This window comes from Paenibacillus mucilaginosus 3016, assembly GCF_000250655.1.
GTDB classification, from domain to species: domain Bacteria; phylum Bacillota; class Bacilli; order Paenibacillales; family NBRC-103111; genus Paenibacillus_G; species Paenibacillus_G mucilaginosus.
In genome coordinates this window covers 5,769,441-5,782,421 of sequence record NC_016935.1, presented here as the reverse complement: position 1 = coordinate 5,782,421, position 12,981 = coordinate 5,769,441, and the positions used below count along the sequence as shown (strand labels likewise).

12 protein-coding genes are annotated in these 12,981 nt (G+C 62.7%); 9 read left to right on the top strand and 3 right to left on the bottom strand.

The genetic code is table 11. The features are described 5' to 3' along the window. Positions 1-20: 20 nt before the first annotated feature. Positions 21-1,229: a cytochrome P450 gene (locus tag PM3016_RS23585; protein ID WP_014371226.1), complete on the bottom strand. Its 1,209-nt coding sequence runs from the start codon at positions 1,227-1,229 to the stop codon at positions 21-23. A 162-nt stretch (positions 1,230-1,391) separates the two neighbouring features. Here PM3016_RS23585 and thiM point away from each other — a divergent pair, with 162 nt between their 5' ends. Next, positions 1,392-2,210 carry a hydroxyethylthiazole kinase gene (gene thiM, locus PM3016_RS23580; RefSeq protein WP_013919110.1) on the top strand — a complete coding sequence of 273 codons (819 nt, stop codon included), beginning with the start codon at positions 1,392-1,394 and terminating at the stop codon, positions 2,208-2,210. A 535-nt stretch (positions 2,211-2,745) separates the two neighbouring features. On the opposite strand, the gene PM3016_RS23575 is transcribed toward thiM, so the two are convergent. Further along, entirely contained in the window at positions 2,746-3,243 is a 498-nt protein-coding gene (locus PM3016_RS23575; protein WP_013919108.1) for a spore coat protein, read from the bottom strand. Between the two features lie 97 nt (positions 3,244-3,340). Continuing rightward, a complete protein-coding gene (locus tag PM3016_RS23570; RefSeq protein ID WP_014371225.1) occupies positions 3,341-4,645 on the bottom strand; it encodes an RICIN domain-containing protein in 1,305 nt (434 codons plus the stop codon). Between the two features lie 346 nt (positions 4,646-4,991). Here PM3016_RS23570 and PM3016_RS23565 point away from each other — a divergent pair, with 346 nt between their 5' ends. From PM3016_RS23565 to nikC, 8 genes are all read left to right on the top strand, one after another. Continuing rightward, positions 4,992-6,140 (top strand): zinc-dependent alcohol dehydrogenase, encoded by a 1,149-nt coding sequence (locus PM3016_RS23565; RefSeq protein ID WP_014371224.1) that lies wholly within the window; start codon positions 4,992-4,994, stop codon positions 6,138-6,140. A 297-nt stretch (positions 6,141-6,437) separates the two neighbouring features. Beyond that, entirely contained in the window at positions 6,438-6,734 is a 297-nt protein-coding gene (locus PM3016_RS23560; RefSeq protein WP_014371223.1) for a hypothetical protein, read from the top strand. 75 nt (positions 6,735-6,809) lie between these two features. Next, on the top strand, positions 6,810-7,340 hold the full coding sequence (locus PM3016_RS23555) for a GNAT family N-acetyltransferase (protein WP_014371222.1): 531 nt from the start codon (positions 6,810-6,812) through the stop codon (positions 7,338-7,340). 95 nt (positions 7,341-7,435) lie between these two features. Beyond that, positions 7,436-7,570 carry a hypothetical protein gene (locus PM3016_RS40895; RefSeq protein ID WP_013919103.1) on the top strand — a complete coding sequence of 45 codons (135 nt, stop codon included), beginning with the start codon at positions 7,436-7,438 and terminating at the stop codon, positions 7,568-7,570. A 191-nt stretch (positions 7,571-7,761) separates the two neighbouring features. Next, the gene (locus tag PM3016_RS23550; protein WP_014371221.1) at positions 7,762-9,012 is read left to right on the top strand and encodes an NAD(P)/FAD-dependent oxidoreductase; all 1,251 of its coding nucleotides are present in this window, start codon (positions 7,762-7,764) and stop codon (positions 9,010-9,012) included. A gap of 560 nt (positions 9,013-9,572) precedes the next feature. After that, on the top strand, positions 9,573-11,156 hold the full coding sequence (gene nikA, locus PM3016_RS23545; RefSeq protein WP_014371220.1) for a nickel ABC transporter substrate-binding protein: 1,584 nt from the start codon (positions 9,573-9,575) through the stop codon (positions 11,154-11,156). Between the two features lies 1 nt (position 11,157). Then, complete coding sequence (gene nikB, locus PM3016_RS23540) at positions 11,158-12,102, top strand: nickel ABC transporter permease (RefSeq protein WP_014371219.1); 945 nt, start codon at positions 11,158-11,160, stop codon at positions 12,100-12,102. Beyond that, positions 12,099-12,977, top strand: a complete 879-nt coding sequence (gene nikC / locus PM3016_RS23535) for a nickel transporter permease (protein WP_014371218.1) — start codon at positions 12,099-12,101, stop codon at positions 12,975-12,977. The genes nikB and nikC overlap by 4 nt, the downstream gene beginning before the upstream one ends. The last annotated feature ends 4 nt before the right edge of the window (positions 12,978-12,981 follow it).

Genomic DNA, 12,981 nt, shown 5'->3' with positions numbered 1-12,981 from the left:
CTCTGAGGGCCGGGCGCTCCTCAAGCCTGCGTGCGGAACGTCACCGGATAGCTCTTCACCCCGAAGACGAAGGGGCTCGGAATCGGTACGAGCTCCGCCCCGTCCGCCAGCCGCAGATCCCGGAACCGGCGGAGGAGCTCCTCCGCGGCGACCTTCGCCTCCAAGCGGGCCAGCGGCGCGCCGAGGCAGAAGTGCGGTCCGAAGCCGAACGCGAGATGCGGGTTCGGTTTGCGGTCCGGGCGGAATGCATCCGCGTCGTCGAACTTACGCTCGTCGCGGTTCGCGGAGGCCACCCAGGAGATGACCTGGTCGCCGGTGCGGATGGTCTGTCCTCCAATCTCAACATCCTGCGCCGCCACGCGGCCGACCGCGAGAATCGGCGGATAGAAGCGGAGGACCTCCTCGACGAAGCCCGGTACGAGCTCCGGCTGCTCCTGGAGCAGCGTCTGCAGAGCCGGGTCCTCGGTCAGGCGGCGCACCCCGTTGGTGATGAGGTTGGTCGTCGTTTCGTTACCCGCGACGAGCAGAAGAATGGCGAAGGAGATGACCTCCTCCTCGGACAGCTTCTTCCCGTCGATCTCGGCTGCGAGCAGCGCGGAGATCAGATCGTCCTGCGGCTGCGTAAGGCGCTCCTTCAGGATGCCGGAGAAATAGAGACTGAGCTCCTTCGCGGCCTGGCCCCGTTCCGCGTGCATCTTCGCGAAGGCCGCCTCGGTATTCTCGTCGACGCCCTTGACGAGCACATCGGACCATTCCTTGAACAGCTTCCGGTCCTGCGTCGGCACTCCCAGCAGCTCGGCGATGATAATGACCGGCAGCGGGGCCGCAAGGTCGTGCACCATCTCCATGCTGCCGCGGCCGGCGGCCTCATCCAGCAGGTCGGCGGTAACCCGGCGGATATGCTCCTCCAGCGCACCGATCGCCTTGGGGGTGAACGCCTTGTTGACAAGGTCGCGCATCTGCGTGTGCCTTGGAGGGTCCATCACGAGCAGGTTCTCGGTGCGCATCTCCATCCCGCGGCGTGAGGAGAAGGCGGCCGGGTCCTTCAGCACCCGGTGCACGTCCGCGTAGAGAAACAGGTCCCAGGCGCTCCGGTGCTCGTTGTAGCGGACCGGGGTCTGCGTCCGAGCTTCGCGGTAGAAGTCGAACGGATACAGCTGCTTCTGCACCGTATCGAGTTCTTTCAGAGGGATGATGTTCGCATATTTTGCTGGGGAGCCGGTATTCATAAGTATTCCTCCTTATGCGTAATATGGGAATAAATTCATACGGTTGTATTATACAACTATATGGGGCGGGGGGCAAATGGCGCCGTCTTGACCCCCGGCTGCCATGTAGCGTATGATCAGGGACAAGCAGGACCACACAACAGATAATGGGGATGAACACCGATGGATATGGAGAGAATCGGCAGCGTATTGGAACAGGTGAGGGCGAAGAGCCCGCTGGTTCACAATATTACGAATGTCGTGGTTACGAATTTTACGGCCAACGGGCTGCTTGCCCTCGGCGCCTCGCCGGTCATGGCTTACGCGGCGGAAGAAGTCGCGGATATGGCGCGGATCGCCGGGGCCCTCGTGCTGAATATGGGGACGCTCGATGAGTCGGTTGTGGCTTCCATGCGGCTGGCCGGCCGCTCCGCCCGTGCCCATGGCGTCCCGGTCGTGTTCGACCCGGTCGGCGCGGGAGCCACGCCTTACCGGACGGAGACCGCCCGCAGCCTCGTACAGGATCCGGGCGTGTCGATCCTCCGGGGCAATGCGGCGGAAGTCGCCAACGTGATCGGCATCCCGTGGGATATCAAGGGCGTCGACTCTGCCGGGGGCAGCGGCGAGCAGCTTGCGTCGCTGGTCGTGCAGGCCTCCCGCACCCTCGGCTGCGTCACGGTCGTGACCGGACCCGAGGACTGGGTCAGCGACGGGGAGCGGACGTACCGGATCAGCGGGGGGACCCCGCTGCTGACGAAGGTCACCGGCACCGGCTGCCTGCTCACGTCGGTCATCGGGGCCTTCGCCGCCGTGGAGCCTGACGGGGTGCTGGCGGCCGTATCGGCACTGGCCTTCTATTCGGCGGCAGCCGAAAGGGCGGTTGCCCTCTCGGGCGCGGACCGTCCGGGCCGGTTCCAGAGCGAGCTGCTGGATCAGCTGCATCTGACGGGCAGCGGCGACCTGCAGCCGCTCGGCGGGGAGCCGAGGGTCACCGCCTGGTAAACCGGCGGCGAACGGGCTTCATCCGGTGCGGGCGGGACTGTCGGCCCCGCCGGGTCTTTCTTCGCTTCAGGCCAGCTGTAAGACTGCCGAGCGGAAGGAATCCTGCTCCTGACCCGGCTCAAGGCCATCTACAGCGGGGCAGCGGCGTTATAATCAAATAAGAGCGGCGCAGAAATGAAAGGGCCGGCCTCCCCGAAAGGGAAGCCGGCCCTTTTGCTGTGCCACGGCCCGGCTGGAAGCTCGCGCGCTAGCGTGCGGAACCCCGCTTCTCCGGAAAGCAGCGCGCCCGAACAGCCGCCCCAATTTGGTATGGAGCGGACTCCTGCCCCCGCGCCGCGTCGAAACGGGAAGAAGCCGGACTGCAGCGCAGCCGGCTTCTTCCGGTTATGTGTTTGATGCCGGCTCTTGAAGAGCCGTATGAACCGTCCCCCTCGGCAGCGCGGTCTTCAGGAAACCGGTGCCGGTGCGCGGGCTTTGCGGTGAGCTGCTTTTCCGCCGCCTCCAGCCTATACGCCCGGCGGGAACGCCGTCCGCATTACAGCTGTATGGCGCGTGTGGCGTTCTTCACGTCGCCGGCCAGCAGCTGGTCGAGGTTGTAGGCCGGGTAGTAGCCGCGTTCGTACATGAAGGCGAAGACCTTGGCATGCAGGGCGATCGCCGCATTCAGGTGCCTCACGAACGTATCGCGCAGCTGGGGCGTCGCCGTCTCCGTTATGGCAATGGCGTAGTTGCGCACCGCCGTCTTCATGATGCCGAGCAGCTGGGCCGACTCCACATCCGGCAGCTCCACGTCGCCCTTGCTGTCCCGGTGGGCGGACGGCGCTTTGGGATAGAAGGCGAGCAGCTCGGTCAGGTTCTTCGTCAGGCTGGCGACCGCTTCGGTGTAGAGGGCCCGCAGCCCGGGGTCCTGCAGGGTCGGCAGCTTCTTCTTGAACGAAACCAATTGGGCGCTCTGAAAAGCTACAAGCTCATGAAGCTCGAGCGTCTCATGCCAGGCCAGGTGAGCCGGGTACCCTGCGTTCGGTTTTGCCATGTTCCATCCCCACTCCTTTAGGCGATTTGGTTCTTACGCCTAAGCATATGCCCAAGGAACGCGAGTCGGAACCAAAACCGTACATGGACCCGGACCTTTAGAGCCGGACAAGGCGCCACTTCTGGGCGGCGGAGCCGTTATCCCAGGCGATCTGCACGTTCGTCCCGTCGCCGGTGCCGGCTCCCGCCACATCCAGCGCCTTGCCGCTGTTCGGGTTGATGAGCTTGTACGTGCCGTCCGCATTCGCGACGAACTGCCACTTCTGGGCAGCGGACCCGTTGACCTCCCAGATCGCCACGTTGGTCCCGTCCGCCGTAACCGCACCCGCGACATCCAGCGCCTTGCCGCTGTTCAGATTCACGAGCCGGAACGTGCCGTCGCCGTTGCTCAGCGCCTGCCACTGCTGGGCTCCCGTGCCGTTGTCGGTCCATACGTCGACGTTCGTGCCGTTGGCGGTTCCCGCAGAGTAGACGTCGAGGGCTTTGCCGCTGTTCACGTTGATCAGCTTGTAGTTCGCACCGGAGACGACGCCAGAGGACGCCGGCCGCTGGTACACCCGCACATAGTCGACTTCCATCGTCTGCGGCAGAACGGTGGAGGCGGCCGGGTCGCCCGGCCAGTCTCCGCCGACCGCGAGGTTCAGCAGCAGGTGGAAGCGCTGGTTGAACGGGGCGGGCGAGGGGGCGCCGGAGCTGTACCATTCGGAGGCGGAGCGGGTCTGGAAGAGCTGGCTGTCGACATACCAGCGGATCTGGTCGGGGTCCCACTCCACCGCGTATTCATGAAAGCCCCCGTTGGTGCTGTTGTTGGTGATGGTATAGGAGCTGTTGATGTACTTCCACGGGTTGCCGAAGTGCAGGGTGCCCCATACCTTCTGCGAGGAGGCCGAGGTCGATTCGCGGCCGACCATCTCCATAATGTCAATCTCGCCGCTGACCGGCCATGTGCCGTACACATTGTCGGTCGGCAGCATCCAGATCGCCGGCCAGATGCCCTGCAGCTGCGTAGGGTTCCCCGCCGGAAGCTTCGCGCGGACGACCATCCGCCCATAGGTCCAGTCTCCCTTGTTCCTTGTCACGAGGCGCGCAGAGGTATAATTGCGGCCGCCGTAGGATTCGGCCAGCGCTTTGATGACGAGCCGGCCGTCCTGGATGTAGGAGTTTTTGCGGGAGTCGGTATAATACTGGCGTTCATTGTTGCCCCAGCCGCCGTTAATGCCGGTGCCGATGTCATAGGACCACTTGGCGGCGTCGGGGGCGGAGCCGTTCGCTCCGCTGAATTCATCGCTCCATACGAGATTCCAGGGATCGGTGGGGGCGGCTTCGGCCGCAGGTGCGGCGGAAGCGGACACGGATGCGGCGAGCAGGGCGGCCATTGCAAGCTTCGGGATGGAACGGGACATGATATTACCTCCTTAAGTGGGAACGAATGATTTGGATGAAGCGGTTACAAAAAAGAGTTGTTGAACACCTCCCGTCTCTCATTATAAGAAGGGGGCGCGGAGGATGCAGGGGCTTGAAGTTAAGATGGGGTGTCAGGATTTCAGGTACCTGCAGGGGGATGGCGGGCAGGAGGAGCGAAGGGGAATCCGGCCGGCATGTCGTGTAAATCACTCGTGCCCGATGCACGGGGGCTGCTGCGGGTAATAAAGAAGGTGTGGAATCAACTGGGAAACCGCTTTGCGCTGTCAGTCTGCCAGTCATCCCAGTCTGCCAGTCATCTCCGTCTGGATGAAAGGAGAATCAGCCATGAAAGCTGTAACCTACCAAGGAGCCAAAAGCGTCAAAGTCAGTGAGGTGCCCGATGCGAAGCTCGAGCAAGCCGACGACGTGCTCGTGCGGATCACCACGACAGCGATCTGCGGGACGGACCTGCACCTGTATAACGGCCATCTCCCCGGAACGCCGCACGGATATGTCATAGGGCATGAACCGGTGGGCATCGTAGAGGAGACCGGGCCGGAGGTGACCCGGGTGAAAAAAGGGGACCGCGTCATTATCCCCGCCACCGTAGCCTGCGGGGGATGCCGCTACTGCCGCAGCGATCTGGAGAGCCTGTGCGACAACGGGAACCCCAATGCCAATGCGTTCGGGGAGCCGGGCGGCGTGCTCGGCTATTCGGAGAAGTACGGCGGCTTCGCCGGCGCCCAGGCCGAGCTGCTGCGGGTGCCGTACGGCAACTTCATGCCGTTCCCCGTGCCGCCGGAATCGGAGCTGAGCGACGAATCGCTCCTCTTCCTCTCGGACATCCTGCCGACCGCCTACTGGAGCGTGGAGAACGCGGGTGTGATGCCGGGAGACACCGTGGTCGTTCTCGGCTGCGGACCGGTCGGCCTGCTGACCCAGAAGTGTGCGAAGCTCAAAGGGGCGGCGCGCATCATCGCGGTCGACCACGTCCCCTACCGGCTCGAGCACGCCAGGGCGACGAACGGTGTGGAGACGTTCAACTTCGACGAGACCGACAACCTGGAGGAGCACATCAAGGAGATCACCCGGGGAGGTGCCGATGTCGTGATCGACTGTGTCGGCATGGACGGTCAAAAATCCGTGCTCGAGAAGGTCGGGACGGCGCTGAAGCTGCAGGGCGGAACACTCGGCCCCCTCCGTATGGCCATTCATATGGTGCGCAAGGGCGGGACCGTGCAGCTCACCGGGTTCTACGGCATGCTCTACCATGCGTTCCCGCTCGGTTACATGTTCGAACGCAATATCACGCTGCGGATGGGCAGCGTGCCCCTCGTCCACTACATGCCGGAGCTCTACCATCTGATGAGAACCGGAGCGCTGGACCCGGCGGACGTCATTACGCACCGTCTGCCGCTTGACGAAGGGGAGCGGGCGTATGACCTGTTTGCGGGGAAAAAGGACGGCGCGATCAAGGTGCTGCTGAAGCCTTGACACGGAACTGTGCAATATGTGTACAGCAGATGAATCTTGGCCGCTTCAGACTTCGGTCTTGCTCCACCTAGCTTCACATTCCACCTAGCTTTACACTCCACATGAGCTGGAGCAGATTGTTCCTGGGCCGTCCGGGGAACCGGACGGTTTTTTTGTTTTGGGCGGAAGTACCGGCGAAGGCTGGGGAAGGATTCGCAGCAGGGGGTTGATTTCATTTGTAAATATGGAATATTCTAGATAAATAGAGGAAAGAGAAAGAAAACCCTTCCGGCGGTGGGGAGAAAGGGAGGTGCAGCCATGGAAAAGCGGCTGGTCAAAGGGGCGGTATACAGCTTCGTCATTGGCATCTGCCTGGCCATTCTGTTCATTCCGGAATGGGAATCGTTCCGCATGCCGTTGAGGGAGTATGTCATCCAGGTCCTGCGATTCGGCATCATGGCGATGTTCGGCACGGTGATCGCACTGTGGCTGCTAGGGATGACAGGCATGCAGCGGGGCGAGATCTACGACTTTGTCGCCGGGGTCGTGAAGTCTTTCGTCGTCGTCTCGCTGTTCATTGTACTTGTGGCCGCTGTCGCCAATCTCGTCAGATAATCGAAGTTCAAGTCTGCACAGGCTGCAGCTTCATCCGGGTTTTTCTCCCCTATTCTTTATTTGGAGGCGGTTTCCATGTCAGTCCCCTTTACACTCGAAACGATCTCTTCGCTGGACCCGGGTACCCGGGAGGGCCTCGTCGACCTGCTGATCGCCGTAGTGGACGGCGGCGCTTCGGTCGGGTTCGTGCCGCCGCTGCAGCGGGAGGAAGCAGGCGGCTACTGGGACAGCGCGCTTGGGCCCGGTGTCCATCTGTGGGTGGCCCGGGCCGGCGGCCGGATCGCGGGTACGGTGCAGCTGCAGCTGGCCGGGAAGGCCAACGCGGTGCACCGCGCCGAGATTGCCAAGCTCATGGTGCACCCCGATTACCGGCGCCATGGAATGGCCCGCATTCTCATGCAGGAAGCGGAGCGGAAGGCGGCGGAGCTCGGACGGGAGCTGCTCGTTCTCGACACCCGGGAGGGAGACCCCTCCAATGACCTCTACCGTTCCCTCGGCTGGACCGAAGCCGGGCGCATCCCGCAGTATGCGATCTCGGCGGACGGGAGGCGGGATGCGACCGTGTATTACTATAAGCTGCTGGCGGGCGGTGGAACCGGGGCTTGACGGTTTGCCCTGAGGATTGTTTGAATCCGGCGGGAGCGGGTAAATTCTAAGAGAAGACAGGTACTCACTACTACTCAATCTTAGGAGGGATCAACATGGTAACCAAAAAATCACTTCTGACAACCGTTGCTCTCGGAGCCGCCTATCTCCTCAGGAACAAAGAAACCCGTGACAAGCTGATGAGCCAGTTCAAACAGTTTGCAGCCCCTTCGACGAAGGAGAAAGCGTAAGCGACCCGTCTATCCCGTGAAGGCATCAAGCCGCGCGTCCAGCGCGGTTTTTTGCCATTCGTCCGCCTTCACCCGCCCTTCTTCGGCGGCTTCTTGCATGACAGCCTGCATGACTCCGGTAACTGGTCACATGACGGCGGCCGGGGTACGATGAACGAAAGAACCATTCGTATGGAAGGTGGAGGGGCTGGATGGACAGCATGGCAAAGGACAGCATATACGACGTGATTATCGTGGGGGCGCGGGTGGCCGGGTCTTCCCTGGCCTATGAGCTGTCGAAGAAGGGCATGCGGGTGCTGCTGCTGGAGAAAGGCATGTTTCCGAGCGATACGCTCTCAACACATAATTTCTTTAACAACGCCGTGGCGGGACTGCGGGAGATGGGCGTGCTGGACCGGCTGCTGGAGAGCGGGGCTCCCTTATACAAAAGAGCCCATGTGCAGTTCGAGGACGCGGTCATCGACGGCGATTATCCGGTCGTGAACGGGGAAGCGAACTGCCTCTGTGTCCGCCGCACCCATCTGGATCAAACGCTCTTCGAGCATGCGGCTTCGCAGGTGGGGGTCACGGCCCTGCTGGGCTTCCGCGTTACGGGTGTCGTAACCGAGAACGGTGCGGTGTGCGGGGTCACCGGCAGCCACAAGGACGGCCGTACGGAGACCTTCCGGGGCCGGCTGGTCGTCGGGGCCGACGGCAGGCGCTCCGCCGTGCGCGAGATGGTGAAGAGCGAGCGGAAGATCTGCGTGCCGACGGAGTTCGCTTCGTTCGTCGGTTATTTTGAAGACTACCGGCAGGAGGGGGAGACGTGCGTCGAGTTCTACAAGCAGGGCGACAAGCTGGCGATCGTCTTCCCGACCAGTGACGGACTGGCCGTTGTCGGGCTGATGTATCCGCTGGAGGACCAGGCCTGGACGGACCGCTTTACGAAGGATGCCGAGACGGCCTTCATCGAACTGGCCGGCGAGGCGTTCCCTCAGCTGAGCTTCCCGCAGCGCCTGGCGCAGGCGCGCTTACACGGCAGCGTGAAGGGGCTTCTCGGCTACGATAATGACTGGTGGGACGGAATGGGACCGGGCTGGGCGCTGCTCGGCGATGCGATGTCGTTCAAGGATCCGGCCGTCGGCCAAGGGATGTACGACGCGATGACCGGCAGCCGGGTGCTGGCGGACATTCTGGCTTCGCATCCGGATTGGCCGTCCTCCTGGGACCGCATGCGGGAGGCGTACAACGGCACGATGGAGGCCAAGACGATCACGCGCTTCGGCATGGCTTGCCTCTACACGAAGAACATGCCGTTCACCCCCGAGCAGACGGCGGTCAACCATCTGATCGGCGCCCATCCCGAAGCGGCGAGGGCATTCCTCGGCATGTACAACTATGCGAACGAGCCTCATGATCTCGAGCGGCTGATAGGGGAGCTGCTGCAGGGACAGGGGGCGTGACAGGCGGAGCTCATTTCCCGGAAAATAAGGGGAGCGGATCAGCCTGCAGCCTGTAATCCGGACCATGCTGTGCCAACCGCTCTCCGGCCTATCCGGCATGCCGGAGCTTCGATCCCTAAGAATGAAAATCCCACACAGGCTCGTGGGCAGCCGTTGGACGCGACGGCAGCAGGCTGTCCGCCGAACCGTTTGGAAGGGAAGGGAAATCCGCTATTGACGGGAGGAAAGGGCGCCTGCTATACTCAGATCGTAATAATTACGCTTAAATGCAGATGAGCACATTCGTGTCGGCCCGTGACGGTCCATCAGATCCCGGGCCGTGCGATATGTTTGGTTCGGCGCCACTCTGCGGGGGCTTGGCAGGCGAAGGCGGCCCTGGAACACTCCATCTGCGGCCGGAGGTTAAGAAAAGTCTCCATACGCTCGGTACAGGCTTACCAAGGCCGGAATCATGCATGAGATATATTCGTAATTATTACAGTATATTGGCCGGCTGTAAAGGTGAATTTTTCGGCCCCCTTACATCATTATGCTCTCGATCACGAAAGGAAGGTTCCACCTTGTTACTTCAATCGCGTAAAAAACACATCGGCACCCTAAGCCTCAGTGCGGTACTCGCCGCAGCGATCCTGCTTGCAGGCTGCTCCAGCTCTAAAGGAGCGGAGGGAACGGCTCCGGGCTCGGGGGCTGCCGTTCCCGCCTCCAAGAAAGTTACCCTGATGTATCACTTCAAAAGCGGGAGCCTCGACCCGTCGAACGATTATATTGCGGTCCGGGCGGGCATCGTCGAGACGCTCGCGAAGCTGAACGAGAATCTGGAAGTCCAGCCTTGGCTTGCTTCCAAGTGGGAAGTGAAGGATCCGGTCACCTGGAGCCTTACGATCCGCGATGGCATTCAGTTCCAGGACGGAACTCCGCTGGATGCGGCCGCCGTCAAGGCTTCCCTGGAGCGGTCCATGCAGGCGAGCAAGCCGCTCGGCGGCGCCTTGAAGATCGCCTCCATGGAGGCGTCGGGACAGCAGCTCACCATCGTGACCCGCGAGCCGCATCCGTCCTTCGTATCGGAGCTGGTCAACCCGTACACGGGGATCATCAGCACGGAGGCCGAGAAGAAGGCGGGCACGGCGGCGTTCAACCTGGCGCCGGTGGGCACCGGACCGTTCCGGGTGAAGGCATTCACGCCGAATGTCGGCGTGCAGCTCGAGAAGAACGCGAAGTATTGGGACGGTGCGGCCAAGCTCGACGAGGTGGAGTGGAAGTTCAACGAGGACGGGAACGTGCGGTCGATGGCCCTGCAGGCGAAGGAAGTCGACATTGCCACGCAGCTGCCGGCCGAAACCGTCACCGCGATCTCCAAGGATGCTGAGCTGAGGGTGGAATCGACCTCCAGCCTCCGCGTACACTTCCTGCTCTTCAATCCCGCGCGGGACGCGGTGAAGGATGTCAGGGTGCGCAGGGCGCTGGACCTCCTGCTGAACCGGGAGAGCATTGTGGGTGACATCATGCTCGGTCACGCCACGGCGGCGAACGGCCCGTTCAATACCCGTCTTCCCTTCGGGAGCAAGGACCCTGTGAGGGCTTCCGACCCGGAGCAGGCGAAGAAGCTGCTGGCGGAGGCGGGGTATGTGCCGGGTGCCGGCGGCAAGCTGGAGAAGGACGGCAAGCCCCTGACCCTCGACCTCATCACTTATAAGGGACGGCCGGAACTGCCGCTGATTGCGCAGCTGCTGCAGTCCGATGCCGCGAAGGCTGGCATCACCCTCAACATTCAGACGGTGGAGAACATCGATACATACCTGCGCCAGAACAAGGATTGGGATTTCGCCACGTACAGCAACCTCTCCGCTCCGCGGGGGGACGGAGGGTATTTCCTGTCCTCGTCCCTCGTGCCGGGGGGCTCGCTGAATGCCGGCGGGATCTCCATCGACAAGCTGAATCCGATCCTCGCCCGCCTCCAGGCGACAAGCGACCCGAAGCAGCGCAGTGAGATCACCCAGGAAGCGGTCGCGGTGGTGCGGGAGGAAGTTCCGCATGCCTACGCGGTCTACCCGAACTTGATCGTGGGCATGAACAAACGGGTCTCCGACTGGAAGCCGGGCGCGGAAGAATACTATATTCTCACGAACAAAATGGATGTGAAATAACATGCTTCAGCGAATTCGATCCCGTCTGATCCAGCTCTTCACCGTACTGTTCGCCCTGTCGCTGCTCACCTTCACCCTGATGAAGCTGGCTCCGGGGGACCCGGTGCTGTCGCTGCTGCGGGTGGACGAAATGCAGGTGACGATGGCTGACGAAGCCCAGCTTCGGGAGGAACTCGGCTTGAACCGGCCCCTTCACCAGCAGTACCTGGCATGGCTCGGGAACGTGCTCCGGCTGGATTTTGGGACGTCGATCATGAAAGGCAAACCGGTTCTCCAGGAGCTGATGGACCGCCTGCCGGCCACCCTCGAGCTGACGCTGGGCGGACTGGCGTTCATGGCGCTCGTGGCCGTCCCGCTCGGGATGCTGGCTGCAAGATACCCTGGCCGCCTGCCCGATCATCTCGGGCGGCTCTTCGCCCTGCTCGGGGCTTCCGTTCCGCTCTTCTGGCTGGGCCTGATCCTGATCTTCATCTTCTCGCTGAAGCTGCAGTGGCTTCCGATGACGGGAAGGGGCGAATGGAAGGGGCTCATCCTCCCTTCCGTCACGCTCGGCTTCGGGCTCGCGGCCGTGCATGCCAGGCTGCTCCGCTCCGGCATGCTGGAGAGCCTGTCACAGGAGTATGTGCGCAGCGCCAGGGCACGCGGCCTGTCCGAACGCCGCGTGTATTTCAAGCACGTCCTGCGGGCCGCTCTGATTCCCGTGCTCACCGTATTCGGCATGACCTTCGGCAGCCTGCTGGGCGGCTCGGTGGTGGTCGAGACGCTGTTCGCTTGGCCGGGGCTCGGCAGCATGGCGGTCGAGGCCGTGTTCCAGCGGGATTATCCGCTCGTGCAGGGCTACCTGATGATGACCGGTCTGCTCATCATCGCCGCCAATCTGGCGGTGGATCTCCTGTACGGCTGGGTGGATCCGCGGATCCGTGTGAAAGGGGGGAGGGTGCAGTGAGTCTGGTTCATTCACCGCCGGGCCTCCAGGGGGCCGCAGGTCCCCGCAGGTCCCTGGTTCTGCGGATGCTCAGCGACCCGATGACGGCAGCCGGGCTGTTCATCCTGGCGCTTCTGCTGGGATTGGCCCTGCTGGGGCCGCTCCTGGTTGCCAATGACCCGCTGGCCGTCAACATGGCGCAGCGGCTTCAGCCCCCGAGCCTGCAGTATCCGCTCGGTACGGACAGCATGGGCCGCTGCCTGTTCTCAAGGCTGGCGGCCGGCGCACAGACGACCCTCGGCATCCCGGTGATGGTGCTCGCGATGGTGATGGCGATCGGCATCCCTGCGGGCCTGCTGGCGGGCTATGCCGGCGGCCGGATCGACGCGCTGCTGATGCGCACAGTGGACGGCATGTCCGTCGTGCCGGATTTTCTGCTTGTCATTGCGGTCTCCGGCTTCCTCGGCCCTTCCCTGAACAACCTGATCCTCTCCATTGTGCTCATCAACTGGTGCGGGTACGCCCGCCTCATCCGCGGGATCGTGCTCTCGGAGCGGGAGAAGGACTATGTGCTGGCCGCCAGAGTGGCCGGCGGCCGGGTGCGGACCATTCTGTGGCGGCACCTGCTGCCCCAGGTGGTCTCCCCGGTGCTGGTCTATGCGGCGCTCGATATGGGCAAAACGATTCTCGTGATATCATCGATGTCTTATCTCGGCCTCGGAGCCCAGCCCCCGTCCCCGGAGTGGGGCGCGATGCTGAACGACGGCCGGTCTTATTTTCAAACGCATCCCGAGCTCATGATCTACCCCGGTATGGCTATTCTGCTCGTCGTGGTCTCCTTCAACCTGATCGGGGAAGGGCTGCGCGATCTGCTGGATGTGCGCAGCCGGGGGTGAAGCC

Bases quoted from the DNA above. Each gene is read 5' to 3' on its own strand.
- PM3016_RS23585 (WP_014371226.1), bottom strand. From the start codon at position 1,229: ATGAATACCGGCTCCCCAGCAAAATATGCGAACATCATCCCTCTGAAA.
- thiM (WP_013919110.1), top strand. From the start codon at position 1,392: ATGGATATGGAGAGAATCGGCAGCGTATTGGAACAGGTGAGGGCGAAG.
- PM3016_RS23575 (WP_013919108.1), bottom strand. From the start codon at position 3,243: ATGGCAAAACCGAACGCAGGGTACCCGGCTCACCTGGCCTGGCATGAG.
- PM3016_RS23570 (WP_014371225.1), bottom strand. From the start codon at position 4,645: ATGTCCCGTTCCATCCCGAAGCTTGCAATGGCCGCCCTGCTCGCCGCA.
- PM3016_RS23565 (WP_014371224.1), top strand. From the start codon at position 4,992: ATGAAAGCTGTAACCTACCAAGGAGCCAAAAGCGTCAAAGTCAGTGAG.
- PM3016_RS23560 (WP_014371223.1), top strand. From the start codon at position 6,438: ATGGAAAAGCGGCTGGTCAAAGGGGCGGTATACAGCTTCGTCATTGGC.
- PM3016_RS23555 (WP_014371222.1), top strand. From the start codon at position 6,810: ATGTCAGTCCCCTTTACACTCGAAACGATCTCTTCGCTGGACCCGGGT.
- PM3016_RS40895 (WP_013919103.1), top strand. From the start codon at position 7,436: ATGGTAACCAAAAAATCACTTCTGACAACCGTTGCTCTCGGAGCCGCC.
- PM3016_RS23550 (WP_014371221.1), top strand. From the start codon at position 7,762: ATGGACAGCATGGCAAAGGACAGCATATACGACGTGATTATCGTGGGG.
- nikB (WP_014371219.1), top strand. From the start codon at position 11,158: ATGCTTCAGCGAATTCGATCCCGTCTGATCCAGCTCTTCACCGTACTG.